This window comes from Candidatus Delongbacteria bacterium (assembly GCA_020634015.1).
GTDB lineage: Bacteria > CAIWAD01 > CAIWAD01 > CAIWAD01 > CAIWAD01 > JACKCN01.
The window spans coordinates 300,559-327,351 of record JACKCN010000002.1 but is presented as its reverse complement, the minus strand read 5'-3'; the positions used below and the strand labels follow the sequence as shown (position 1 = coordinate 327,351).

At 65.4% G+C, this 26,793-nt stretch carries 20 protein-coding genes; all 20 read right to left on the bottom strand.

What is annotated here, in order from left to right; translation table 11 throughout:
• Positions 1–808: 808 nt before the first annotated feature.
• Positions 809–2,116 carry a GTPase HflX gene (gene hflX / locus H6678_05445; GenBank protein MCB9473237.1) on the bottom strand — a complete coding sequence of 436 codons (1,308 nt, stop codon included), beginning with the start codon at positions 2,114–2,116 and terminating at the stop codon, positions 809–811.
• Positions 2,113–4,143: a BatA domain-containing protein gene (locus tag H6678_05440; protein MCB9473236.1), complete on the bottom strand. Its 2,031-nt coding sequence runs from the start codon at positions 4,141–4,143 to the stop codon at positions 2,113–2,115. Before H6678_05440 ends, hflX begins: the two co-directional genes overlap by 4 nt.
• Positions 4,140–4,718 (bottom strand): SIS domain-containing protein, encoded by a 579-nt coding sequence (locus H6678_05435; GenBank protein MCB9473235.1) that lies wholly within the window; start codon positions 4,716–4,718, stop codon positions 4,140–4,142. The genes H6678_05440 and H6678_05435 overlap by 4 nt, the downstream gene beginning before the upstream one ends.
• Complete coding sequence (locus H6678_05430) at positions 4,711–5,484, bottom strand: geranylgeranylglyceryl/heptaprenylglyceryl phosphate synthase (protein MCB9473234.1); 774 nt, start codon at positions 5,482–5,484, stop codon at positions 4,711–4,713. Before H6678_05430 ends, H6678_05435 begins: the two co-directional genes overlap by 8 nt.
• Positions 5,474–6,232, bottom strand: coding sequence for a fumarylacetoacetate hydrolase family protein (locus H6678_05425; GenBank protein ID MCB9473233.1), 759 nt, complete (start codon positions 6,230–6,232; stop codon positions 5,474–5,476). Before H6678_05425 ends, H6678_05430 begins: the two co-directional genes overlap by 11 nt.
• Complete coding sequence (alaS, locus tag H6678_05420) at positions 6,229–8,856, bottom strand: alanine--tRNA ligase (protein ID MCB9473232.1); 2,628 nt, start codon at positions 8,854–8,856, stop codon at positions 6,229–6,231. The genes H6678_05425 and alaS overlap by 4 nt, the downstream gene beginning before the upstream one ends.
• Positions 8,857–8,919: 63 nt before the next feature.
• On the bottom strand, positions 8,920–9,918 hold the full coding sequence (locus H6678_05415; GenBank protein MCB9473231.1) for a phosphoribosylformylglycinamidine cyclo-ligase: 999 nt from the start codon (positions 9,916–9,918) through the stop codon (positions 8,920–8,922).
• Positions 9,919–9,946: 28 nt separating this feature from the next.
• Positions 9,947–11,746 (bottom strand): long-chain fatty acid--CoA ligase, encoded by a 1,800-nt coding sequence (locus H6678_05410; GenBank protein ID MCB9473230.1) that lies wholly within the window; start codon positions 11,744–11,746, stop codon positions 9,947–9,949.
• Positions 11,747–11,833: 87 nt separating this feature from the next.
• On the bottom strand, positions 11,834–12,382 hold the full coding sequence (locus H6678_05405) for a hypothetical protein (protein ID MCB9473229.1): 549 nt from the start codon (positions 12,380–12,382) through the stop codon (positions 11,834–11,836).
• 71 nt (positions 12,383–12,453) lie between these two features.
• Complete coding sequence (locus tag H6678_05400) at positions 12,454–13,782, bottom strand: MFS transporter (GenBank protein ID MCB9473228.1); 1,329 nt, start codon at positions 13,780–13,782, stop codon at positions 12,454–12,456.
• A gap of 113 nt (positions 13,783–13,895) precedes the next feature.
• Positions 13,896–14,318: a nucleoside-diphosphate kinase gene (ndk, locus tag H6678_05395; GenBank protein MCB9473227.1), complete on the bottom strand. Its 423-nt coding sequence runs from the start codon at positions 14,316–14,318 to the stop codon at positions 13,896–13,898.
• Between the two features lie 70 nt (positions 14,319–14,388).
• Positions 14,389–15,261: a succinate--CoA ligase subunit alpha gene (sucD, locus tag H6678_05390; GenBank protein MCB9473226.1), complete on the bottom strand. Its 873-nt coding sequence runs from the start codon at positions 15,259–15,261 to the stop codon at positions 14,389–14,391.
• A gap of 12 nt (positions 15,262–15,273) precedes the next feature.
• The gene (sucC, locus tag H6678_05385) at positions 15,274–16,452 is read right to left on the bottom strand and encodes an ADP-forming succinate--CoA ligase subunit beta (protein ID MCB9473225.1); all 1,179 of its coding nucleotides are present in this window, start codon (positions 16,450–16,452) and stop codon (positions 15,274–15,276) included.
• Between the two features lie 105 nt (positions 16,453–16,557).
• Positions 16,558–17,508, bottom strand: coding sequence for a carbamate kinase (locus tag H6678_05380; GenBank protein MCB9473224.1), 951 nt, complete (start codon positions 17,506–17,508; stop codon positions 16,558–16,560).
• 85 nt (positions 17,509–17,593) lie between these two features.
• Entirely contained in the window at positions 17,594–18,433 is an 840-nt protein-coding gene (locus H6678_05375) for an ABC transporter ATP-binding protein (GenBank protein MCB9473223.1), read from the bottom strand.
• A gap of 1,155 nt (positions 18,434–19,588) precedes the next feature.
• Positions 19,589–21,559 (bottom strand): hypothetical protein, encoded by a 1,971-nt coding sequence (locus H6678_05370; GenBank protein ID MCB9473222.1) that lies wholly within the window; start codon positions 21,557–21,559, stop codon positions 19,589–19,591.
• A gap of 163 nt (positions 21,560–21,722) precedes the next feature.
• Positions 21,723–23,135 (bottom strand): adenosylhomocysteinase, encoded by a 1,413-nt coding sequence (locus H6678_05365; protein MCB9473221.1) that lies wholly within the window; start codon positions 23,133–23,135, stop codon positions 21,723–21,725.
• 109 nt (positions 23,136–23,244) lie between these two features.
• Positions 23,245–24,405 (bottom strand): methionine adenosyltransferase, encoded by a 1,161-nt coding sequence (locus H6678_05360; protein ID MCB9473220.1) that lies wholly within the window; start codon positions 24,403–24,405, stop codon positions 23,245–23,247.
• A gap of 20 nt (positions 24,406–24,425) precedes the next feature.
• The gene (locus H6678_05355) at positions 24,426–25,412 is read right to left on the bottom strand and encodes an NTP transferase domain-containing protein (protein MCB9473219.1); all 987 of its coding nucleotides are present in this window, start codon (positions 25,410–25,412) and stop codon (positions 24,426–24,428) included.
• A gap of 192 nt (positions 25,413–25,604) precedes the next feature.
• Positions 25,605–26,519 (bottom strand): ornithine carbamoyltransferase, encoded by a 915-nt coding sequence (gene argF / locus H6678_05350; GenBank protein ID MCB9473218.1) that lies wholly within the window; start codon positions 26,517–26,519, stop codon positions 25,605–25,607.
• Positions 26,520–26,793: the final 274 nt, after the last annotated feature.

Here is a 26,793-nt window from a genome sequence, read left to right as displayed (position 1 = left end):
CCGGGGCCATGTGTGCCCATGCCCGGGGAAGGTATCCACGCGACCGCGGGGCGACGGTATGGCCTTCCGCAACCGTCCTGGTGAGCCCGGTGATCTGCCCCGGCCGGGTGACCGGAAGCGGTCGGTCACGTAGTGACACCTGCCGCAAACACTGGGTCCGGTCGGGAGCGTGAGAGGCGAAAATCCCGTGTATGGGCCCGATTGCAAAGCTGAATCGGGGCTGAATCGCTGCGCGTGCCAGAGGCGCGGATCAAGGCGCGATGGCAGCGCACACCCGGATGCTGGCGTACTGTCGCGCGTCGAGAAGCCGGGGTGATACCCCACTCGCCATGGTCGGACGTCACGCTCCACTGGATGGTCCCCGGGATGCCTCTGTGTTCAAAGCCGGAATCCCCCGGGTTGACGGCTTCCCGCCCTTCCTCGAGCCTGCCCCGGCAGGGGCGTACACCTGACCCGGGGCCGTATCCGCAAGCAGGTCGCCCCCCCATGCCCGTTCCACGGATGCACGTGTCTCCCCCGGTCAAAGCTGGTGCGGCACGTTGCAGCAGGAGAGACACCCCGGGCTGCCTTGAACCGTCCGGCCACGGCCGGACACCGCGTGCGGCAGCTGTGCCCGAATGGCTGACGCCCGGGGCGGTGAACCCGATCCGTGTCGAATGAGGACCCAGTCAGGGAGACCGTCCGTGCGTGTGAACGCTCCACGACGCGACGTGAGAATGGCGGCCGGGAATCGGTCGGATCCGACCCGGAGATACAGCGCCCGGTGCTGGGCACCGGGCGCTGTTCGAAACCTGTGTCCGGGGGTCTTTCAGGCAGGTACCAGGATGCAACCGCGGTCGGCGAATTCCCGCACGAAGGAATCCCGGTGGGTATGCTCCACGCGCAGCAGATACTCGAAACCGTGCTCGCTGGAGCCTTCGTCAAGCAGGTGACACTGACGCCTCAGCTCGCCCAGCAGCTTGCCATGGGTCCAGGGAACCGTGCAGCGGAAGCGGGCCCAGCGCTCGTTCTCGCGCAGGCCCAGGTCGGCCACCAGTTCATCCAGGCGGATCTCGCGGGTGGCACTCACCAGCAGGGAGGGCGTATGCAGGCGTCCCGCAAGGCTCAGTTCACCCGGATCCAGCACACGGTCGATCTTGTTGAAGAGGTACAACACGGGGGTATCCCCGGCTCCCAGGTCTTCCAGTACTTCCTTGACCCGCGTGATGCGCTGGTTCCAGGCCGGATGGGACAGGTCCACCACGTGGAGCAGCAGATCCGCCTCGGCGGCTTCCTCGAGCGTGGACCGGAAAGAGGCCACCAGGTGATGCGGCAGCTTGCGGATGAATCCGACCGTGTCCGAGAGCAGACAGCCCGCGCCATCGGCCAGTTCCAGACGGCGCACGGTGGTATCCAGGGTGGCGAAGAGCCGGTCTTCCACGAACACTTCGGAACCCGTGAGCCGGTTCAGCAGTGTGGATTTGCCCGCGTTGGTATAGCCCACGAGCGAGACACGGAACAGGCTGTCGCGGCCCTGGCGGCGGGTTTCACGCTGGCGCTGGATCACGTCCAGCTCCTCTTCCAGCTGCTTGATCCGGGTGCGTACCAGACGGCGGTCCGTCTCGAGCTGGGTCTCACCGGGGCCGCGCATGCCAATGCCGCCACGCTGGCGCTCAAGATGGCTCCAGGCCCCGGACAGGCGGGGCAGCAGGTACTTCAGCTGGGCCAGTTCCACCTGAGTGCGCGACTCACGCGAGCGGGCGCGTGCCGCGAAGATGTCCAGGATCAGGCCGCTGCGGTCGATCACCGGAACCTTGAGTTCCCGTTCGAGATTGGCCGCCTGGCGTGGCGAGAGATCGTCGTCGATCAGCACCAGATCCAGCGTCAGTTCGTCCACAAGGGCGTGCAGCTGCGCCACCTTGCCCTTGCCGATCCAGGTGGCCGTGTCGGGTCGGGCGCGGTTCTGGATGACCTGATCCAGCACGTCGGCACCGGCCGTGTCCGCCAGCTGCACCAGCTCGTCCAGATGCTCGCAGACGGTTTCCCGTTCATCACCCTGCTGCTGCAGGGCCACGGCCACGGCGCGTTGGCGGCGGACCTCACTGGACCGACCGAGGGATTCGAAGCTCTGATTCATTGTGTCTCGCCTTTGTCCTCGGCTCCCCGCCCCCGGGCCAACCACATTTCAAGCCCCAGCAGAACCAGAGCGGCGACCAGCAAGGATCGCCAGATTTCACGCCCGCGCCGCTCATCTCCGAAGCGGGCAGGATCGGTGGGAGCCGGATTCCAGCTCCGGCCCGACCAGCGGTCCAGTTCCTCGGCCCCCAGTTCTGCGCGAGCCAGATCCCCGAAGTCAGGGGTCAGAGCCAGGGTCCGCAGTGTATCGCCGTCGTGGATCAGGCTGTAGAACCCCGGAACGGCCAGCGGCGGCAACAGTGGCCCGCCCCGCCCCATGGACTCCAGCAGGCGGGTTCCATCGGGACCGTCCAGCCGCAGCTCGCCCGCCGGCCAGGCATGACTGCCCAGCGCGTGCGACGCGCCGCAGACCAGACTTCCGCCAGCGGCTCCCGATTCGCGCGTCAGGTAGAAGCAGATCCGGTTCATCAGGGGCGCGAAGAGTCCACTGTGCGCCAGGTCGGACCAGCCTTCAGCGGGGGAACTGGTGAAGAGCAGCACGCGCCCTTCCCCCAGACGTCGTTCCAGCAGCAGGGGACTGCCATCGGCCAGAGGAATCACGGTGCGTGCCGAGTCCGGGCCGGCCAGCTGCAGCACTCGCAGGAAGGATGGGGAGCGCGGCTCGCGCCCCGGTTCCAGCAACCCGTGAAACAGGGGATGTGCCAGGTCGGGACTCCCCATGCGCCAGTTGCCCGGTCCCTTGACACCAGCCACCGCAGGCAGGCCCAGGTCCTGGGACAGTCGGCTGAATGCCTGCAGGTCCGGTTCGCCCGGATCGGGCAGGATCACCAGCCCCTTGCCCGACCGCACGGCCTGTTCCAGCGCATGATGTCCGGCGGGCGTCAGCTTGTCGGGACCGCTCACGACCAGCAGATCACAATCGGCCAGGTTCGTGTACTCAAGCGACAAAGGCGCCACCCGGTCCAGGGCGATCGCGCGACCGTAGGCCTCACCCGGTCGCAGGGCGGCCGCCAGGGCATTGCTGGTGGGCCCCGGTGTGGAAACCAGCAGCACACGGATCTGGCTGGGAATCTCAAGTACCGCACGGGCCAGCCCCAGTTCGCCCAGCTCGGGACCGCCCACCTGCAGACTCATCCGGTGTTCTCCGGGCCCGGGAGCACTGAATCTCAGCAGGACTGGATTCTCGCCCGGCTCCCGTTCCCTGAAGGCCACAGGCGTGTCGCCCATGCTGAGCGTCACTCCGCCTCCCGGATCGGAGGCGGGCAGAATCAGCGCGCACTCCAGCTCCACGGGGACGCCTTCCTTGAGGATCAGCGTGTTCACCTGTGTGGTACGGGGCAGAGGTCGGTCACTCTCGGGGCTGGCGGAATGGTGCCACCAGAGGCTCAAGGGACCGGGCAGCTCCAGGCCCAGGCTGTCGCCCGCCAGCTTGACACGGCCATCGCTGAAGAGGTGCAGTTCGCGCAGCGCACCGCCCTGAGCCAGTCGGGCAACCGCCAGTTCCAGCGCGGGCCGCAGCTCGTCGCCACTGAAGGCCGGTGTGATTCCTCGCAATTGCGAGCGCAGTGCATCACGGTCGACGGGGAGCGGTGTCAGCCAGTGAGCGGGGCCCGCCAGCAGCAGCAGCGAGTAGCGGTCGTCCGCGGAACCGGCTGCCAGCAAGGCCTCCAGATCCTTCAGCTGATTCTCGAAGGCCGTGTTGCGCCCGTCTCCTCCGCGTGTGCTCAGGCTGTTGTCGAAGAGCAGCACCGCGTGCACGGCCTCGCGTGCTGCGCCGGGAATCAGCCCCTGCTTGAGTGCCGGACGGGCGAAGGCCAGTACCAGCAGAATCACGATCAGGGTACGCAGGAGCAGCAGCAGCCAGCGTTTCACGCTCAGACGCCGCAGGCGCGTGCTCTGGATGGCATGCAGGAAACGCAGGGTCGCCAGCGGCTGCAGGCGGCGCTGGCGCGGATTGAGCAGGTGGATCAGCAAGGGAATGCCCGCGGCGGCCAGCAGGCCCAGCAGGACGCTGTTGAGGAATATCACAGGCCGAAGAGTTCCTCTTCAATGCGCGCCACCAGAATGTGCCCCACGGTGATGTGACACTCCTGGACCCGCCCCGGGTTGCTTTCGGGCACCACCAGCGCCAGGTCACAGTGGGCCTTCAGCGCTCCGCCCGTGCCGCCCAGCAGGCCGACCACGCCCAGGCCGCGTTCCCGTGCGCTCTCGGCGGCCCGCACCAGGTTGCTGGAGTTGCCACTGGTGCTGAAGAGCCAGAGCAGGTCGCCGGGTTTGCCGTGCGCCTGCACCTGACGGGAGAAGATCTGCTCGAAACCGTAATCATTGGCGCAGGCGGTAAGCAGCGAACTGTCGGTGGTGAGCGCGAGCGCGGGCAGGGCGCGGCGTTCGCGCGCCGAGGTCAGCCGTACCACGAACTCCGTGGCCAGATGCTGGCAATCTCCGGCGCTGCCGCCATTGCCGGCCAGCAGCAGGGTGCCACCCTCACGCAGGCAGGCCGTGAGAGCCAGGGCCATTTCCGCGATGAGTTCGCTCTGCTCCGCGGCCAATCGCTGTTTCAGGCTGGCGCTGAGCAGCAGCTCGGCGGCAATGCGCTCACGCATGGCGTGACTCCCCGTGCACGGCGCTGACGAATTCCTTCAGCCGCCCGCCCCGGATGCTGCCGTTCTCCACGGCGGTGCCCACCACCACCACATCGGCGCCCGCACGGGCCACCCGGGCCCCGTCTTCGGGTACTCGCAAGCCACCGCCCACGATCACGGGCCAGGGAAAGACGTCCTTGACGGCACGCACCATCTCGTCGGGCACCCGGGAGGGAGCTCCGCTGCCGGCTTCCAGATAGAGTTGGCGCAGCCCCAGGCAGCGGGCGGCCATGGCGTGGGCCACCGCGATCTCGGGCTTGTGCCGCGGCAAGGGCTGGCTGGCGCTCATGAACTGGGCCGAGGTGACCAGTCCGGATTCCACAAGCACATAGGCCGTGGGCAGGCATTCCAGTCCGGCACGCATCACCTGGGGAGCGCCCTTGACCTGCTCCCCGATCAGGAACTGGGGATTGCGGCCCGAAATCAGGCTGAGAAAGAGGATCGCACTGGCTTCGGGCACCACCTGCCCCGTATCCCCCGGGAACAACACCACCGGGAGCCCACTCTCCTTGCGCAGCCGGGCAACGACTCCGCCGAATCCTTCGCCCAACAGCAGGCTGGTGCCCGCCAGAAAACCATCGACGCCCGCCTCGACCGCTTCGCGGGCCAGGGCGGGCAGGGTGGCGGGATCGAGCCGATCGGGATCAACCAGCACCATGAATTGTTTGCGGCCCTTGGCGGCCGCTTCGTGCAGCCGGCTTTCCACCGGCCCCAGGTCAATCTGCATGCTCGCTCTCCACAGGGTTCTCCAGGCTGCCGATGCCCTCAACTTCCACGCGGACCCGGTCCCCGGGGGCCAGGGCCCCCACGCCTGCGGGAGTGCCGGTGAGGATCACATCCCCGGGCAGCAGCAGGCAGAAGCTGGACAGAAAGGCGATCAGATCGGGCAGCGAGCGCATCATCTGGGAGGTGCGCCCTTCCTGGACCAGTTGCCCGTTGAGCCAGGTGCGAATACCCAGATCGGACGGATCCAGTTCCGTTTCGATCCAGGGGCCCAGAGGACAGAAGGTGTCAAAGCCCTTGGCGCGCGTCCATTGGCCGTCGCTGCGTTGCAGCTCGCGCGCGCTGACGTCATTGGCGATGCACAGTCCCAGCAGTCCGTCGAGGGCTTCAGAGGCCGACACCCGTCGCATGGGCTGACCCACCACGGCCGCCAGCTCGCCTTCATAATCCACACGCCCCACCCCCATGGGCAGGAGAATCGGGTGGCCGTGTCCGCAGAGGGCCGTATCGGGTTTCATGAAGACCAGCGGGCTTTCCTGGCTCCAGCCCGGATTCAGTTCCCGTATGTGCTCGCTGTAGTTCCTGCCAATGCCGAACACACGCCCTCGCGACACGGGGGGCAGCAGGCGCACATCGGCCAGAGCCGGTGTGTCACCTGTTTCCTGACCTTCGTCCAGTTCGAGAATCCAGTCGCCTTCCAGCCTGCCGAATCCGGGGCTGCCGTCGGCGCGTGTGTAACGGCAGATTTTCATGCGGCACCCAGTTTCTCGCGCACCAGGTGCCGGAACTTCTCGATGGCCGCGGGCAGACCTGCGGGGTCCTTGCCTCCGGCGGTGGCCAGCTGCGGTCGCCCACCGCCCTTGCCGCCCACCAGCGGGGCGATGGCTGCCACCAGCTCACCGGCCTTGAGCGCATGGCGACTGATCACCGCATCGCTCACGAAGGTGGCCATGGTCACCTTGTCGGCCAGGGACGAAACCACCAGCGCCACCATCTCTTCACCGGACTCGCGCAGCCGGTCGCACAGCGATTTGAGATCGTCGATGCCCGCATCGGCCAGTTCCTGCACGTGGATCCGCACTCCGGACACGATCTCGGCGTCGGCCAGCGCCTCGCTGGCCGTGCGACTCATCAGCTCGGCCTTGAGGTGTTCCAGCTCCTTCTCGAGCCGGCGCTTGTCTTCCAGCGTGCGACGCAACTTTTCGATCCGGTCCGATCCGGCACTGCCCAGCAGCGCCTCCACCGCGTTGAGCTGCTCACGCTGACGGGCTGCCTGGGCCAGGGCGCCCGTGCCCGTGACCGCTTCGATGCGGCGCACACCGGCCGCCACTCCGCTCTCGCTGGTGATCAGGAAACTGCCCAGCTGGCCCGTGCTGGCCAGGTGGGTGCCGCCGCACAGTTCGGAACTGAAGCCGGGCACCTGCACCACGCGCACCGTGTCGCCGTATTTTTCGCCGAAGAGCGCGGTCACCCCGTCCTCGATGGCTTTCTGATAACTGCTCTGGAAGGTGTGCACGCGGATGTTGTCCATGGCGCGCGCGCAGACGATTTCTTCGACAGCCGACAGTTCCTCGGGGCTCAGCGGGCCGCTGTGGCTGAAGTCGAAGCGCAGGCGTTCGGGCTCGACGAGCGAGCCTTCCTGATGCACATGGTCGCCCAGCACCTGACGCAGGGCGGCCTGAAGCAGGTGCGTGGCCGTGTGGTTGCGTTCGGTGGCACGGCGGGCCTCGGCATCCACGGTGGCGCTGACCATCGCGCCCGGGTCCAGCACACCATCCAGCTTGCCCAGCTGCACACGCTGGCCATCGAGGATGCGTGTGTCACGCACGCGCACGGTCCAGCTCTCGCCGGCAATCACCCCGCGGTCGCCCACCTGCCCGCCCGATTCGGCGTAGAAGGGGCTCTGGGCCAGCACCAGCTCGATCTCGTCGCTTTCCAGTCCCGGACGCCAGCGCAGGATATCGGTCACGCTGTCCAGGCTGTCGTAGCCCACGAAGGAAGACGTGCCGGCCTTGACCTCGTGCCAGGGGCGGTTCTGCCCCTCGTCCTCTCCGCGTCGGGCGTCGCGGCTCTTGCTGCGCTGGCCGGACATTTCCTGCTCGTAGGCCTCGCGGTCGACGCTCAGCCCGTGCTCCGAGGCCAGCTGCTCGGTCAGATCCAGCGGAAAGCCGTAGGTGTCGTACAGCCTGAAGGCCTCCACCCCGGGCAGCACCGTGCCGGCCAGGGACTTGCGCAGGTCGTGGAAGCGCTTCAGGCCCTGGTCCAGGGTGCGGTCGAAACTGCGCTCCTCGCCACCGAGCACGTTGCGCACGTGATCCAGACGCTGGCGCAGCTCGGGGAAGACCTCGCCCATGGTCTCGGCCAGCACGGGGGCCAGTTCGCCCATGAAAGGTTCGCGGAAGCCCAGTTCACGGCCGAAGCGCGCGGCGCGGCGCAGCAGGCGGCGCAGCACATAGCCGCGGCCCTCGTTGGACGGCAGCGCGCCATCGGCGATGGCACAGGAGAGGGCGCGGATGTGATCGGCAATCACCCGGTGGGGCGTGCCTTCCCGCTCGCTGTAGGCCACGCCCGAAAGCTGGGCGATGCGCGTGATCAGGGGTTGGAACACATCGGTGTCGTAGTTGCTGGACTTCTGCTGCAGCACCGCGCAGAGCCGCTCGAAGCCGGCGCCCGTGTCCACATGGCGCGACGGGAGTTCCTTGAGGGTGCCCGAGGAGTCACGGTTGTACTGGATGAAGACCAGGTTCCAGAGTTCGATGAAGCGGTCGCTGTCGGTGTTCACGAAACAGGTCTTCGGGTCCAGCTTGCCGTAGCTCTCGCCACGGTCGATGTGGATCTCGGTGCAGGGTCCGCAGGGCCCCGTGTCGCCCATCTCCCAGAAATTGTCCTTGGCCCCGAAGCGCAGGATGTGGTCCTTGGGGATGTCGGTCTCGCGGCTCCAGATCCCGTATGCTTCCTCATCGAAGGGCACGCCCGCTTCGCCACCGAAGACCGTGACATAGAGCTTGTCGGGCGGCAGCTTCCAGACCCCGGTGAGCAGCTCCCAGGCCCAGACGATGGCTTCCTTCTTGTAGTAGTCGCCAAAGGACCAGTTGCCCAGCATCTCGAAGAAGGTGTGGTGGTAGGTATCACGGCCGACCACTTCCAGATCATTGTGCTTGCCCGAGACACGCAGGCACTTCTGGGTGCTGGCGGCCCGCACATAGTCGCGGGTGCCGTCACCCAGGAACACATCCTTGAACTGGTTCATGCCCGCGTTGGCGAAGAGCAGGGTCGGGTCCTCGTGGGGCACGATCGAGGAACTGGGAACCACGGTGTGGCCCTGGGACGCGAAGAAATCGAGGAAGTCCCGGCGAATTCTGGACGAGGGAATCATGACGGATGTCGTCTCCTGGATACGGTGTGTCTGGCAAGTCGCCCTGTCGGGCAGCTCAGGATATCAGCCGCGGATGCGCCCGATGCGCACCGGCGATTCGCCCCGCTCGCGCAGCAGGGCTTCGGCGGCGGGCGTGTCGGCCTCATCCAGCAGGATGACCATGCCGATGCCCAGGTTGAATGCTTCCAGCATGTCGTCGTCGCTCACGGAACCGCAGGTCTGGATCAGCCGGAACAGCTCGGGAACCTGCCAGGCCCCCTGCTCCAGCTCGATGTGCAGACCGTCGGGCACCACGCGGCGGGTGTTGCCCAGAATGCCGCCGCCCGTGATGTGACTGAGCGCGTGCACGGGCAGTGCGTCCAGCAGGGCCGAGACCGGGTGCAGGTAACTGCGGTGCACGGCCAGCAGGGCTTCGCCCAGGCTGCGTCCATCTTCCAGCCTGTGCTCCAGGCCCAGTTTTCCCAGCTCGAAGAGGGACCGCCGGGCCAGGCTGTAGCCGTTGGTGTGCAGGCCCGTGCTCGGCAGTGCCAGCAGCACATCGCCGGCGCGCACCCGGCTGCCATCGAGAATGTTCTCCCGTTCGACCATGCCCACGATGGTGCCGGCCAGATCGTACTCACCGGGGCGGTACATCCCGGGCATCTCGGCGGTCTCGCCGCCCACGAGGGCGCAGCCGTTCTCCTTGCAGGCGATGGTGAAACCGCGGATCACCTCGTGGGCCACCTCGGTGTCCAGCTTGCCGGTGGCGAAGTAGTCCAGGAAGAACAGCGGCCGGGCTCCGCAGGCCAGGATGTCGTTCACGCAGTGGTTCACCAGGCACTGGCCCACCGTGTGATGCACGCCACTGGCGAAGGCCACCATCAGCTTGGTGCCCACGCCATCCACGCTGGAGACCAGCACGGGATCCTTCATGGCACGGAAGTCGGGACGGAAGAATCCGCCGAAGGCTCCAATGCTGCCGATGCTGCCGGCGGTGGCCGTGCCCTTCACCAGCTCGCCGATTCCCTTGACCAGGCGTTCACCAGCGGCGATGTCCACGCCCGCGTCCTTGTAACTGCTCACGCTCGACTTCCTTGACTCGGGGCCCGCTTCAGGCCTCAACCGTGTACATCTGTTCGATCAGGTCGTGATACTTGCCCACCACGAAATGGCGTTTGACCTCCAGCTTGGGGGTCAGCTCGCCGGCGTCGATGCTGAACTCGTTGCCCAGCAGCACGAACCGTCGCACCTGCTCGTGGCGTGCCAACTCGCCGCTGAGGTTCCGGATCTCGTCCTCGATACGTTTGTATACATCGGGATGCTCGGCGATCTCCTCGGTGCTCAGTGACCGGGCGGGGCCCCCCATCATCGCCTGCAAGCGCTCGAAATTGGGCACGATCAGCGCGCTGATGAAATTGCGCCGGTCGCCGATGAGCATGCACTGCTCGATCAGGGGACTGCGGCAGAGCAGCTTCTCGATGGGCTGCGGTGCCACGTTCTTGCCACCGGAGGTGACGATCAGGTTCTTCTTGCGGTCCGTGATGCGCAGGAATCCCTGCGGATCGAAATGGCCGATGTCCCCGGTATGCAACCAGCCGTCCACGATGGCTTCGCGGGTCGCATCGGGATTGTTGTAGTAACCCGCCATGATGTTGGGTCCGCGCGCCAGGATTTCGCCGTCGGGGGCGATCTTGACCTCCACGCCCGGGAAGGGATGCCCGACCGTGCCGAAGCGGAAGGACACAAGAGTGTTGGCCGTGATCACCGGGCTGGACTCGGTAAGACCGTATCCTTCGACGATGCGCATGCCTGCTCCCAGGAAGAAATCCCCGAGGAATCGCGCCAGAGGAGCACCGCCGGACACCATGAAGCGCAGCCGACCTCCGGTCTTCTGGCGGATGCGCGAAAAAACCAGTCGGTCGGCGATGGCCACCTGCAGGGCCAGCAGCCCCCGGGGCTTCTTCCCCTGTTGTGCCAGGTCGGCAAGGCGTGCTCCAACCGTCAGGGCCCAGGCGAAGAGTTTCTGCTTGACCTTGGGTCCCGTGTCCACGTTGTCCATGATGCGCGCGTGGATCTTCTCGAACAGCCTTGGCACACTGATCATCACGGTGGGCCGGGCCCGCGTCAGGTCCTCGCCCACGGTGCTCATGTCGCGCGCATACAGAACCAGTGCGCCCACGCACATGGGAAAGTAGTAGCCCGCCATGCGTTCGAAGACGTGTGACAGCGGCAGGAAGGACAGGAAACTGTCCGTCTCGCACACGGGAAAGTTCTCGCAGGCACCGGCCACGTTGTGCAGGATGTTGCGGTGCGTCAGCATCACACCCTTCTGGTCGCCCGTGGTGCCCGAGGTGTAGATGAACGTGAAGACCTCGTCCGACCGATGTCCACGCGCCAGTTGCTCGATTTCCTCGGGCAGGCGTCCCCGGCGCTGGTCCCCCAGAGATACCAGCAGATCCCAGCCTTTCAGCCCCGGACCGGCATCCATTTCCGGACAGTCCGGCATGCGGATCACATGCTGCAGCTCGACCAGTCGTCCGCGCAGGGCCGCGATCTTCTCGAGCTGTTCCTTGTCGGACACCACCACCGCATTGGCCCGACAATCGGCCATGATGCCGCCCACCTGCCCGGCCGGCAGACTGGGATAGACGGGCACCACCACGATGCCCACCAGCAGGGCTCCCATGTCGGCCAGCATCCACTCCAGACGGTTGGGAGCAAGAATTCCCAGCCGGTCGCCCGGTTTGAGGCCCAGCTCGAGCAACCCCGCCGCGATGGTGAAGACCCGTTCCCGGGTTTCCTTCCAGCTGAGGAACTGGTAGCTGCCTTTCACCTGCGTCGCGTAGGCCGGACGGTCGGGAAAGGTGCTGGTGGTATGCAGGAAGCACTCGGGGAGGGTCTGGGCTGTCATCGGCTCTCCTGGTTGGAATGCGGCAATCCGATCCGGCCAGGTGAACTCCGACCGCGATGAACGCGCGCAATATAAAGAGAGTGATCCTCAGTCCCCGAAGCCCGAAAGCTGCTGACGGATTCCATGAGGAAGCGGCGCGCAAGGGGTGGCGGTTGGAGGGACGGTCGATTCGAGGGGTGGGGGGACGGTCATGGTGACGGTCCGGATGATGACTGCGGGGGTCCGCATCCCGACGGTCGAATCGACCGTTGACTCGACCGCCAACATGTCCGTCACTGCGTCCACCATCTCGTCCACCATCTCGTCCACCATCTCGTCCACCATCTCGTCCACCACCTCGTCCACCATCTCGTCCACCATCTCGTCCACCACCTCGTCCACCATCTCGTCCACCATCTCGTCCACCATCTCGTCCACCATCTCGTCCGCCATCTCGTCCACCATCTCGTCCACCATCTCGTCCACCATCTCGTCCACCATCTCGTCCACCATCTCGTCCACCATCTCGTCCGCCATCTCGTCCACCATCTCGTCCACCATCTCGTCCACCACCTCGTCCGCCATCTCGTCTGACAGCGCGGCACTCAACCCGGCGGTCGAGTCGACCCTCAGCTCGACGGTCCCATCAACCGTCACCCATGACTCCACGACCTGCCGATCATGTGGTGCATGGGCAGATCGGTCGCGGCAGAGTGGAAGTCACAGGGTCAGGGCGATGGGGTGAGCGCCACGAGTGTCTGTTCGGGTTGCAGCAGGCCCGGGTTGGCGCGCAGGCCGCGGCCCTGGCGGAACATCAACCAGGACGCGATCAGCAGAAGGAGGATGGCCAGCGAAAAGGCCGTGCTCCAGCCGAAGAGCACGGTTGTGGCCCAGCCCAGCAGTGGTCCCAGCAGGCCGCGGATGCCCGTGAGACTCACATGGATGCTCTGGTAGCGGGCCGCGTCATTGCCCCGGGCGAACGTCATGGCGGACATGGTCCAGGCCATGTTGACCCCGCTCATGGCCACACCATTGATCAGAAAGCCCAGATAGAGCAACCAGATCAGCGCGGACGAGGTCCCCAGCAGCAGCGAACACATCAGCAGCACCGTGGGGTAACCGGCCAGCAGCAGGAACACACCACCGCAATAGGTGGCCGGATTGGTGCGGTCATGCAGCCGGCCGAAGAGATTGGTACTGACCATGTTGCCCAGACGGGCCAGCGAAATCTGTCCCACGGCAATGGTGGCGTAACTCAGACCCATGCCCTGCACCAGAAAACCGGGCAGCACGGCCAGGATCATGAAGAAACTGAGCCCGTAGAGCATGAAGTGCAGCTCCCAGTGCAGGAAGGGGCGGTTGCCCTTGAGCTCGGTCACCGCATCACGCAGTGGCCCCAGCAGGGAGAAGCGAAAGGCAGCGGGAGTTTCTTCCGTGTCCGGACGCCCCCAGCGCTGCGCCTCGAGGCGAGCTTCGCCGCCGATGGGGATCATTCCGTTGAGGCAGCGGTCGATCAGACCGGACACCGCGATCACCACGAAGAGCCAGCGCCAGTTGTCGGGGCCGGCATCCATCCAGTGTCCCAGCACCCAGCTGACCGTGAGCACGACACCGGCCTGGACCATCGAGACCAGGCTGAACAACCTTCCGCGACGTCCGGGCGGGTAGTTGCTCTGCACGATGCGGTTCTTCAGGGGGATGTACAGTGACTGGCCCGTGAAGAACACGGTCAGCAGGAACAGCAGCACCGTGATGCTGGTCGAGAGACTCATCAGGGCCATCGGCAGGGCACCGAAGACCCCCAGCAGCGGAAAGAGGATCCGCCAGTTGCGCACACGGCGCAGCATGCCACCCCACCAGATCGAGAAGGTGAAGCACAGTGGCAGCACCATGGTGATCAGCATCACCTGGAAGTCGCTGGCTTCCAGACTCTTGCGGGCCACGGTGGACACCAGCTGCTGGCTGGCGAGCACGCTGCCCTGGAACAGGGCGGCCATCATCTGGATGCGCAGGGTCAGGCGAATCAGTTCGGCTGGGCTGCGGGTGGCGGCGCTCATCGTGGGGTCCGTGGGGATGATGATGGAAAAGACCCGGGGCCGGTCAGACGTCCGGCCCCGGGGCGACATGCATCGATCAGGATGAGGTCACACGCGACGTGTGATCCGGGAAACTAGCGCAGGGCGTTCATCTCGCTGGTGGCGAAGTAGAATGAGGTCTCCACCAGACCGTTTTCGGCGCTGTCGCTGCCGTGCACCGCATTGGCCTCGATGCTCTCGGCATAGAGCTTGCGGATGGTTCCCTCGGCGGCGTCCTTGGGGTTGGTGGCACCAATGATGGCACGCATGCGGGCCACGGCGTTCTCACCTTCCAGGGCGATCACGACGACCTTGCCGGAAGTCATGTAGGACACCAGATCGTTGTAGAACGGGCGTTCCTTGTGAACGGCGTAGAAGTCCTGGGCCTGGGCCGTGCTCAGCTGCACCATGCGCAGTCCCAGCAGATTGAAATTCTCCTTCTCGAGGAAGGAGACGATGTGTCCGATATGCCGGCCTTTCACTGCGTCCGGCTTGATGATCATCAACGTGCGTTCCATGCGTATCTCCTGTCGTGGACACGACCGCCGGAGCGGTCGTGTCGATTGCTGTGTTGTCCGTCCGCGGATCCTAGAGCCCCAGGACCTCTTTCATCATCCGCCCGATGTCGGCCGGCGATGCGGCCACATGCACACCGGCTTCCTTGAGCGCGCCCATCTTCTCCTTCGCGGTGCCCTTGCCACCGGCGATGATCGCCCCGGCGTGACCCATGCGGCGTCCGGGAGGAGCGGTCTGCCCGGCGATGAAGCCCACCACGGGCACCTTGATCTGGTCGGCGATGTACTGGGCAGCTTCCTCTTCGGCGCTGCCGCCGATTTCGCCGATCATCACGATGCCCTTGGTGTCCGCATCGTTCTTGAAATGGCGCAGGATGTCGGTGAAGTTGCTGCCGATGATCGGGTCGCCACCAATGCCCACGCACGTGCTCTGGCCAATGCCCACATCACCCAGCTGGCCCACGGCTTCGTAGGTCAGGGTGCCGCTGCGGCTGATCACGCCCACGGGGCCCGGGCTGTGGATGAAACCGGGCAGGATGCCCAGCTTGGCCTGGCCGGGAGTGATCAGACCCGGGCAGTTGGGGCCGATCATCACGGCGCCACTGGCGTTCAGCGCGGCTTTCACGGGTACCATGTCACGAGTGGGAATGCCCTCGGTGATGGTCACGATCAGCTTGATGCCGGCTTCGATGGCTTCCAGGATCGCATCGGCCGCGAAGGGTGGCGGCACGAAGATGATGCTGGTGTCGGCCTGCAGTTCCTGGACCGCGTCACTCACGCAGTCGAAGACCGGGCGTTCGAGGTGCTGTGTGCCACCCTTGCCCGGTGTGACACCACCGACGATGTTGGTGCCGTATTCGATCATCTGTCCCGCGTGGAAGGTGCCTTCACCCCCGGTGAAGCCCTGCACGATCACGCGATTCTTCTTGGTCAGCAGAATGGCCATGGTGTGTTCTCCTTAGCGGCCGTTGGCGGCGGCCACGGCCTTTTCGGCCGCGTCGCGCAGGTTGTCACCGACGATCAGGGCAATGCCGCTGGTACGCAGCATCTGGGCCGCTTCCTCGTGATTGGTGCCTGCCAGGCGCACGATCACGGGAATGGTGAGACCCAGCTTGCGCACGGCCTCGATCACGCCGGCCGCCACGCGGTCGCAGCGCACGATTCCGCCGAAGATGTTGATCAGCACGGCCTTCACATTGGGATCGGAGAGGATGATGTTGAACCCCGCCTCCACGGTCTGGGCATTGGCGCCTCCGCCCACGTCCAGGAAGTTCGCGGGCTCGCCGCCGCAGTACTTGATGATGTCCATGGTGCCCATGGCCAGGCCCGCACCGTTGACCATGCAGCCCACGGTCCCGTCGAGCTTGATGTAGTTCAGGCCGTGTTCGCTGGCCTCGATCTCGCTGGCCTCCTCTTCGCTCAGGTCACGCAGCTCCGCATAGGGTTTGTGACGGAAGAGGGCGTTGTCGTCGAAGTTGACCTTGGCATCCAGCGCCAGCACCTGCCCTTCGGCCGTGGTGACCATGGGGTTGATCTCGAAGAGGCTGGCGTCCGTGTCCTCATATGCTCTGGCCAGCGCCATGAAGAGCTTGACCGCGTTCTTGAGCGCATCGCCCGAAAGCCCCAGACGGAAGGCCAGGCGCCGGGCCTGGAAAGCCTGGAATCCCGTGGCCGGGTTGATGCTCTCCTTGAAGATTTTCTCGGGAGTGGCTTCGGCCACCTTCTCGATTTCCATGCCGCCCTCGGTGGAGGCCATCATGGTCACCCGGGAGGTCTGACGGTCCAGCACCATGCCCACGTAGTACTCGTGCACGATGTTGCAACCGGCCTCGACCAGCAGACGCTGCACCTTCTTGCCCTCGGGCCCGGTCTGGTGGGTCACGAGCTGCATGCCCATGATCTGCCTGGCCAGGCTGATGCACTCTTCGCGTGAGCGGGCCAGCTTGACGCCGCCACCCTTGCCGCGTCCTCCGGCGTGGATCTGGGCCTTCACCACGGCCACCGGGCCGGCGAGGGTGTCCCAGGCCGCGCCCACTGCGGCGTCCAGTGCGTCCGTTCCGGTGATCGGCACGCTGTGCGGCACGGGTACCCCGTATCGCTTGAGAATCTCCTTGCCCTGGTACTCATGAATCTTCATCGGGCGGTCCTCGTTTGATGATGTGAACCGGGCGCGTCCTGAGGACGTGTCCGTCGCCTCCGTATCTGAAATCCCAGAGGATTCATTTCCGTGCGGCGTGCGGGATCAGGCCGTGATCCAGGTGCCGCCTCCGCCCTCGAGGGCCTGGGCCAGCCCGGCGAAGTCGGTGATCAGGCAGCGCTTGCCGCCGCCTTCGATGAACTGGATCGCCGCATCCACCTTGGGCCCCATGCTGCCCGCGGGAAAATGACCGGCGGCGTGCAGTTCGCGTGCCCGTGAGACGCTCAGGCTGTCCAGCAGCTCCACGTCGGGAGTGCCGAAATTCAGCGCCACGCGCGAGACCCCCGTCAGGATGTAGAGCTCGGGCGCTCCCACCTGGTTGGCCAGCAGGGCGCTCAGCCGGTCCTTGTCGATCACGGCGTCCACGCCTTCCAGCGAACCATCCGTTTCGCGGTAGCAAGGAATGCCGCCGCCGCCGCCCGCGATCACGATCGCGCCGCTGTCCAGCAGGGTACGGATCTCGGGGGCGTTGACCACTTCAAGCGGCTGGGGGCTGCCCACCACGCGGCGCCAGCCCCGGGACTTGTCTTCGCGCAGGACCCAGCCGCGCTCCTCGCGCAGGGCCATCGCCTCCTCCACGCTCCAGGCCTGACCCACGAATTTGGTGGGTTCGATCAGGGCCGGATCGTGCTGATCGACCAGAACCTGGGTCACCACCGTGGCCACCCGGCGCTCGGCATGCCCGCGACGGATCAGGTCGTTGCGCAGGCATTGCTCGATCATGTAGCCGATGCTGCCCTGGGTGTCGGCCACCAGCACGCCCAACGGAATCGCGGGGACCTTGCCCCAGGACAGTTCGGTGGCGAACAGCCGGTTGCCCACCTGGGGTCCGTTGCCGTGGGTGATGATCAGGCGGATGCCCGCATCCAGCAGGGGACGCAGGTTGCGGATGGATTCCCGCGTGTTGGCGAATTCCTCGTGGATCGACGCCTTGCTGCTGGCGGAAATGGCGTTGCCTCCCAGGGCAACCACCACGGTGGCGGGCGGTCGGGTCATGCGGGGTCCTTGCAGTGGATGCCGTTCCAGCATTGAAAAGCCGGAAATATAGGGGAAAAAGCTCCCACCTGCGCGATGGCCGCGCTCAGTTCTGGTCCACCGTCGCAGGATTGAGAACATCGCGCTCCACATGCCCGTCCAGCAGGTGAATCACCCGCTGGGCACGGGACGCGATGGTCGGGTCGTGGGTCACCACCATCAGGGTATTTCCCTGGGCATGCAGCTCGCGGAACAGGGCCAGGATGTCCTCGCCCGTGCGGCTGTCCAGGTTGCCGGTGGGTTCATCGGCCAGCAGCAGGCTGGGATCGGTGACCAGAGCGCGGGCGACGGCCACACGCTGACGCTGGCCACCGGAAAGTTCCGAGGGGCGGTGGTCTTCCCGGTCGCTCAAACCTACCCGTTCCAGCGCCCGGCGAGCCCGTTCGCGGCGCTCGAGGGCGGACACGCCCTGATAGACCAGGGGCAGTTCCACATTCTCGATGGCCGTCTGGCGGGCCAGCAGGTTGAAGTTCTGGAACACGAAGCCGATCTCGCGGCCCCGGATGCGCGACAGTTCCTCATCGCTGCCCAGCGCTCCCACTTCAATGCCGTTGAGGCGATAACTGCCCGCACTGGGACGGTCCATCAGCCCGATCAGGTTCATCAGGGTGGACTTTCCGCTGCCGCTGGGACCCATGATCGCCACGTACTCGCCGCGCTGGATCACCAGGCTCACCCCGGCCAGTGCGGTCACCGAGAGTCCTCCCTGGGCGTAGACACGTGTCAGCCCCTCGAGCCGGATCAGCTCAGAATTCAAGTCCTGCGTTCCAGCCAATCGCCAACCCCCTGCTGAAGGAAAATACTCCCGCGTACTCCGTGATGCCCAGCCCGAACACGGCGCGTGATCCGCCCAGGCGCGGCAGCGCCGTACTGTGCCAGCGGGCATCCAGGCCCAGCCCGGGGCCTCGCCCGCTGCCCGAGGACAGCTCCACGCCCGTACTGACTCCGCGCAAACGGGGTGGCGTGTAGCGCCCCAGCACGGACAGTCGCCGGTGCCCCGGATCGGGTCCTCCAGCGGGCGTGAAGGAGCCCAGAGTCGCCAGGTGCCAGTCGGTGTCCAGTTGCCAGTCCAGCCCCAACTCCAGCGTCGCGGGAAGGCTCTGCCAGAATCCGGGCCGGTGGCGCGTCCAGCTGCTGTCGATCAGGGCATCCTCAAAATCCTTGAACTGGAACTGGCTGGAAATGGGCGTCGAGTCCAGATGCATCAGCAGCCCTTCCTCGTGGACACCCGACCAGCGCATCCGGTTGACCAGCCCGCGCAGCACAAGGTCCATGTGCAGCGGACGCTCGAGCCACTGGCCATCCCAGCCCGCGGCCAGATCCAGGAACCAGCCCCGGCCCCGTTGGGCAAGTTCCATCCGGTGCTCGAAATGGCCCGCCAGTTGGCCCACAGGGGGCTCCAACCCAGCCCGGAAAAGAGTGCTTTGAGCCATCGCACCCTGCTGCAAGCCGAGGCTGGCGCCCGCGGTCCAGCCCGGCAGTCCGCCTCGTGGATCACGCATGCCCAGATGCAGGGCCCAGCGATTGAGCAGCAAGGCGCGCACATTTGCGTCCCTGATCCCGATGCTTTCCGCGGGATCATTGCCGAAGAACAGGGTGCGCAACACGCGCGTGTCCGCTCCGGCCCGTGCCGCCAGACTCAGCTCGTGACTGCCCCCCACGGCCCACCAGTCCTCACCGGGCTGCCAGCGCAGGGCCAGTGAGACCATGCGGGCACGGCCGTGCAGGGCCATGGAATTGCCCAGCAGGTCCAGCAGGCGCTGGCGGTCGCCCACGTCCAGGCGTTTGCCGGCGAAACGATTGTATCGCGCGATGCTCAGGTCGTCATTGCGGATTCCCAGGTGTATGCCAAGCCCCACCCAGGCCGTGAGAATGCTGTCCTGGCCCGACCCCAATGCCCGCACGGGCGAGAAGGCTAGCCCGGCCGCACCCTCCTGGAGCACACGATCGGCACCGTCGAGCAGGGCCGGCGCAGCCACAAGGCCCTTCCAACCCATGATGCACAGGGCCAGCAGGATCGCACGGCCATTCCGGATCACGTTCATGAGCCGCCCAACCGGGCCTGGACCTGGATCCGGGCCTGCACCCGGATTTCCTGAACACGTCTCACGGACACGGTATCCTGACCGCTGTCGGCGTGAAAATCGTACCATCCCCACCAACCCTGGGCGGCGCGGGGGTCGGGAATGAACACCTGATTCTCCCAGTGTCCGCCGCGCAGCACATCCAGGGCTTCTTCGCTGAAACGCACCTGAATCGTCTCGAGTGTGGTCAGGCTGCTGTCGCCGCTCCAGCCAGCACCCTGAAGGCGCACGGGCTCGAATGCCCGGATCGCGCCGGTCGTGTCACCGGGCACACCTTCACCCGAGACCAGCCAGGTGTTGAGACTTCCGCCCAGAGGCACCGTGCTCTCGATGGCCAGCAGCACATCGGCCCGGACCACCTCGCTGGCCAGATCGGCTTCACTGAATTCCGCGTCGCTGCGCCAGCTGGCATCCACCACGCGCAATCGCCCGGGCACGTCCAGACGGGTCAGCCGGATCTCGGAATCCTGCCTGAGCGCCACCGATTCCCCCGCGGGAATGAACAAGCCACCATTGAACACGAGTTCGTGGGGAATGCGCTCCACGAAGGATCCCATGCCGGGAAGGATCACCTGCTCGCGGCTGGCATCCACCAGACCTTGAAGGTGGAAGGTGGAATCAGGATAGCCCGCCGAGGAGATCACACCCATGTCAAGATCCATCTCGACACGCAACCTCAAGGGATTGGCCATCTGCAGATGCAGGGCCAGATTTCTGAGTACCAGATCATGCAATTCGCTGGGAAACTCTTCGACCAGATGCCGCGAGTTTTCCACGGGGACATGATGGGCCACGCTGAACTGGCCGCGGAAGTAGTCCAGCCGCGCGGGGGACAGCCGGATGTCCAGACTGGCCCGGTCGCGGCTGCGCAGAAGCTGAAAGTCGTTTCCCGCTTCCTGCGTGACTCCCTCGACGTGGACCTGAAGTGAATAGGGCGCGGTCTGCGGATCGGGTGTGATCCGCAGGGGCTGGTCGCTCAGCTGGATCACGCGCAGTTCGCCCGGTTCCAGCAGTCCGCTGGCCAGACGCAGGGTGTCCTGAAGATCCAGTTGCTGGATCTCGGGAAAACTCAGTTCCAGCTCCATGGGCACGCTCAGGCCGTTCTGGACCCACAGTTCCAGCTGCTGATCCTGGCAGATGGCTTCGTCGATCAACAGGGTGCTGTCGGTGAACACCTCGTCATGCAGGCTGAAGCGCTGAACCGGAAGCAGCGCCAGGGCGCTGTCGGCCGCGCCGCCATGCTGGGCCAGTTCCAGCTGAAGCTCGTTGTCGAGAATGGGCGCCGCCGCGGTCATCGGCAGGTTGCGTCCCCCAATGCGCACACGCAAGGTCTGGGTGGCAAGTCCTTCCAGCTCGATCTCGCGGGACAGCTCCTCGTCGGGTGTGAACACCCCGAGGTGTTGCAGGTCTCCCACGAACAGCGAGCCGCCATCCGCATTGAGAATCTCGACCTGAAGCGGTTCCAGCGTGAAGGGCCAGGCGTGATGCGCGCTGAGGGTGGCCTGTCCACGGAGAAAGGAGATCCACTGGTAGACGAGGAAGGGCGGCAAGTCCTGTTCGACCAGAAAAGGAAGTCGCTGGCTGATCTGGGTGGTGCTGCCGATCAGGGGCACCAGGTCGGGGAAAGCATGCGCGAGCGAGACGTGCAGCAGACCGCTGCCCAGCTCTCCCAGCCGCAGTGTGTCCACCCCGACGTCGCGGACACCCCGGGTGCCCGACCAGAACAGTGAATCACCCAGGCCGAAGCGGACGTCTTCCAGTTCCTGTCGGAAAATGATCAGGCTGTCGTCACCCGTGAAGTCCACGTAGTCGTTCCGACCCGCCTGGCTCACCCGCAGGGTTTCGGGCGCACTGGTGAGAAAGAACGACGTGTCCCACGAGGTCCCCGAAGGATCCTCGATGGAACACGCCATCAGAAACAGGATCAAGGTGATTGCCAGGCGCCCCCGAGCACGTGGGAAGAAAGTCCGGGGGATCATGGGCGTCCGCCTGATTGGTGCCGGTCGACCATCCGCTGGAGACTCCGGTGGGCGGAGCCAGAGCTTCCGCCCACCGGGTGCGTGACCTGCGGACGTCGCACGCGACTGCCTGCTAGTACCGGTAATGCTCGGGCTTGTAGGGGCCTTCCACGGGTACCCCGATGTACTTGGCCTGATCTTCGCGCAGCACCGTCAGCTTCACACCAAGGTGAGCCAGATGCAGGCGCGCGACCTCTTCGTCAAGGCGCTTGGGCAAACGGTAGACACCAAGCTCGTGCACCTTCTCGGCCAGTGCGATCTGCGCCAGGCACTGATTGGTGAAGCTGTTGGACATCACGAAGCTGCTGTGGCCGGTGGCGCAACCCAGGTTGACCAGGCGACCTTCGGCCAGCAGGTAGATGCTGTGTCCGTCGGGGAACTCGAACCGATCGACCTGGGGCTTGATGTTCTGGCGTGTCACATCGCTGGCGTTGAGCAGCTGGTGCACCTGGATCTCGTTGTCGAAGTGGCCGATGTTGCAGACGATCGCCTGATCCTTCATGCTGCGCATGTGATCCAGGGTGATGATGTCCTTGTTGCCGGTGGTGGTCACGAAGATGCCGCCGATGCCGATCAAGGTTTCGAGGGTATTGACTTCAAAACCTTCCATGGCGGCCTGCAGGGCGCAGATCGGGTCGATCTCGGTCACGATGACCCGCGCTCCCAGTCCGCGCATGCTGTGGGCGCAGCCCTTGCCCACATCGCCGTAACCGCACACGACCACCACCTTGCCCGCCACCATCACGTCGGTGGCGCGCTTGATGCCGTCGGCCAGGGATTCGCGGCAGCCGTAGAGGTTGTCGAACTTGGACTTGGTCACGCTGTCGTTGACGTTGTAAGCCGGGAAGAGCAGACGCCCTTCCTCGAAGAGCTGATACAGACGGTGCACGCCCGTGGTGGTTTCTTCACTCACGCCCTGGATGTCCTTGGCGATGGGGCCCCACTTCGCGGGATTCTCACGGCAGCTCTTTTCCAGCAGTGCGTTGAGGATGCGCTCTTCCTCGCTGTCGCCCCCCAGGGACGGCACACGGCCCTCGCGCGCGGCTCGCTCTTCGAGGGCCGCGCCCAGATGCACCATCAGGGTGGCATCGCCACCGTCGTCCACGATCAGCGTGGGGCCCTTGCCTCCGGGCCAGCTCAGCGCTTCCTGGGTGCACCACCAGTACTCTTCGAGGCTTTCGCCCTTCCAGGCGAACACGGGAATCCCGGCGGCTGCGATCGCGGCGGCCGCGTGATCCTGGGTACTGAAGATGTTGCAGCTGCACCAGCGCACGTCGGCGCCCAGCGCGGCCAGGGTTTCGATGAGGACGGCGGTCTGCACGGTCATGTGCAGCGAGCCCATCACGCGGTGGCCGGCCAGCGGCTGCAGGGGGCCGTACTTCTCGCGGACGGACATCAAACCGGGCATCTCGTGCTCGGCGATCTCGATTTCCTTGCGGCCGAAGTCCGCCAGGCTGATATCGGCCACCTTGAAATCGTTGGCCATGGTCTGGGTACTGGTGCTCATGGGGTTCCCCTTGATTGACTCACGGAGCGAAAATGGCTCCGTGATGACTGTGTGTACATGTCCGTGGCCCCGTGCGGGGCGGGCGTGCTCAGGCGAACACGGAAGTGCGATTGCATTCTTCCCAGCTGAAACCTTCGCGTCCGAAGTGACCGTAGGCCGCGGTGGCGGCGAAGATCGGCCGGCGCAGGCCCAGGACTTCGATGATGGCCGCGGGGCGCAGATCAAAGCCTTCGCTGACACGTTTGCAGAGCAGTTCGTCGGCAACCTTGCCCGTGCCGAAGGTGTCCACGCGAATGGACACGGGCTGGGCCACACCGATGGCGTAGGCCAACTGGATCTCGCAGCGCTGGGCGGCTCCCGAGGCCACGATGTTCTTGGCGACCCAGCGCGCCGCATAGGCGGCACTGCGATCGACCTTGGAGGAATCCTTGCCCGAGAAGGCTCCACCGCCGTGACGGCCCATGCCGCCGTAGGTGTCCACGATGATCTTGCGGCCGGTGAGTCCCGCATCCCCCCAGGGTCCGCCGATCACGAACTTGCCGGTGGGGTTGATGTGGAACCTGGTGCTGTCGGACATCAGCTCGGCGGGAATGAAGGCCTTGATCAGGCTCTCGCGGATCGCCGGGATGATGGTCCGCTCCAGGTCCGCACTTTCGGCGTGCTGGGTGGAGAATACGACGGTCTCCACGGCCACTGGCCGATTGTTCTCATAGCGAACCGAGACCTGGCTCTTGGCATCGGGACGCAGCCAGGGCAAGGCACCGGAGCGCCGCAGGGCCGCATGCTCGCGCGTGAGGGTGTGCGCCAGATGGATCGGCAGGGGCATCAGGGATTCGGTTTCGTCGCTGGCGTAGCCGAACATCAGGCCCTGGTCGCCGGCACCCTGCTCGTGATTGGCATTCACATCCACACCCTGGGAGATGTCCGCACTCTGGCGCGAGATCAGCTTGATCACGTGAGCCGTGTCGGCATCCATGCCCAGGGCCTTGTCCGTGTAGCCGATGCGGCGGGCGGTGGCCCGGGCAATGGCTTCGTAATCCGGCTCGTCCACGCCTTCGGCCAGGGTGATTTCTCCGCCGATGACCAGGGTGCATTCGTCCTTGTTGCCCTTGACGAACGTTTCACAGGCCACGCGCGCATTGGGATCAAGCGTCAGGCAGGCGTCCAGGATGGCGTCACTGATCATGTCGCACATCTTGTCGGGATGGCCCTCGGAGACGCTCTCGCTGGTGAACGTATAGGAGCTCATGGTTGTGGCCTTTCCGCCCTTCAGGGCTGCAGTCCGGACACGCTCTCGGCGTGGGCGGACAGATTCAGGATTTCCTCGGACCTCTTCACGGAAGCCTCTTCGCCAACGATGCTTCCCGCCAGGACCGCGTTCTCAAGGCGGGCACCTTCGCCCACCACGGAATCGCGAATCACGCAGCGGCTCAGTCGACTGCCGGGCCCCACGCTGACATGGGGACCCAGCACGCAATTCTCAAGTGTCACGCCCTCACCCAGCCAGACCGGGGGATGCAGCACGCTGCCCGGGAATTCAACATGGCTGTGGGACATTCGTTCCAGATAATGCCGGTTGGTGGCCAGCAGGGTCTCCCGGTTGCCGCAGTCGAACCAGTCGGTGATTTCCTGGGCTTCGAAGGGTTCGCCCGCATCGATCATGGCCTGCAGGGCGTCCGTGATCTGGAACTCGCCCCGGGTGCGGCGCCCGGCCGCCATCATGGCTTCTAGCTGATGTTTGAGGGCCGCGCCATCCCGGATGCAGTAGAGGCCCACGAGGGCCAGGTTGCTGCGCGGATGCTCGGGCTTCTCGACCAGCCGCAGGATGCGTGCGCCTTCGGTCTCGGCCACTCCAAAGCGACGGGGATCCTCGACCTGCCGCACCCCCAGTACCGACGCGGGGCGCGCACGCATGGCCGCGATATCCGCCTTGAACAGGGTGTCGCCCAGAACGATCAGCACATCCTCATCGTCATCTTCCAGCCCCAGGTGAACCGCGTGGCCCAGCCCGAGCATGCTGGTCTGCTCGATGAAGCGGCAGTCCAGGTCGGGCCAGTGTCGTTCCACGTGCGCCTGGACCTTGGCACCCAGCCATCCTGTGATGAAGACGACCTGGCGCAGACCGGCGGCCTGCAGTTCATCCAGGATCCAGTCCAGCAGGGCTCGACCGGCCACGGGAACAAGGACTTTGGGCTGGGAAAGAGTCAGGGGCCGCAACCGGGTACCCATACCGGCAACCGGAATGATGGCTTTCATCAAGGAGGGGTCTCCTGCTGGCTGGCAATTCGCGATGCGGGACTCAGGCACCGCGACCGCCCGGCAAGGTGCGGAATAAACCAAAAAGATGAAAGACGCCTGACCGCGCACAGGGCGGGGGGTCTTCCCGGAACGATCCGCCCTGCCCGGTCAGGGGCAGGGCGGATGAGATCGTCGTGTTGGCTGCAGGCGCTACTGCGTCAGCAGTTTGACCAGTACGGCCTTCTGGGCGTGCATCCGGTTTTCCGCTTCCTGGAACACCACGCTGTTGGGACCGTCGATCACCTCGTCGGTGATTTCGCGGCCCCGTTCGGCCGGCAGGCAGTGCATGACCATGCAGTCGGGTTTGGCCAGCGACAGCAGGTGCCCATTGATCTGGAAACGCGCCAGCTGCTGGGCCTTCTGCTCGCCCAGGTGCTTCTGGCCCATCGAGGCCCAGACGTCGGTGTAGAGCAGGTCGGAGCCTTTGCAGGCTTCCTCGGGATCGTCGGTGATCGTCACGGTCGACAGACCTTCGGCGCGGGCAGCCGCCAGGATGCTGGCGTCGGGCAGAGTGTCGGGATTGGTGGCGATGCGCAGTTCCATGGGAATGCGGCGAGCCAGGTTGAGCCAGGAGTTGGTCATGTTGTTGCCGTCGCCCAGATAGGTCACCACCAGATTGTCGATGGTGCCGCGCAGCTCGTAGGCGGTGAAGATGTCGGCGATCACCTGGCAGGGATGAGTCAGGTCGGTGAGCATGTTCACCACCGGCACCGTGGCGTGCTCGGCCAGCTCTTCCACGTCCTTGTGGGAGAAGGTGCGGATCAGGATGCCGTCGACATACCGACTGAGCACCTTGGCCACATCGTGGATCGACTCGCGCTTGCCCAGACTGATTTCGGCATCGGTGATGAAACTGGTGCTGCCCCCAAGCTGGGCGATGCCCACCTCGAAAGACAGACGCGTGCGCAAGGAAGGTTTGTGGAAGATCAGGGCAAAGGCCTTGTTCTTCAGCGGGTCGCGAAACTCGCCCCGCTTGACCTCGGCCTTGATCGTTGCGGCCAGCTCCATTGTCTCATGGATTTCTTGGGAGCTGAAATCGGTCAACTGCAGAAAATCTCGCTTCATGAAATCTGCCTTTGTGCTGGAGGTGAACAGGGCCATTCAGGCCCCGTGCTGCCCGGTTCCGGGCCCGGCGCAGTGTAACACTAAAGCCCTGCCCAGACAAGGTTGCTGGCCTTGCAGCAGGCATGACGCCAGCATCCTCCGCTGGCAAGGGTGCGGGCATGACGCCAGCACCCGCCGCTGGCAAGGGTGCGGGCATGACGCCAGCATCCTCCGCTGGCAAGGCAGCAGGTGTGACGCCAGCATCCTCCATGGCCACAAAAAAAATCCTCCGGCC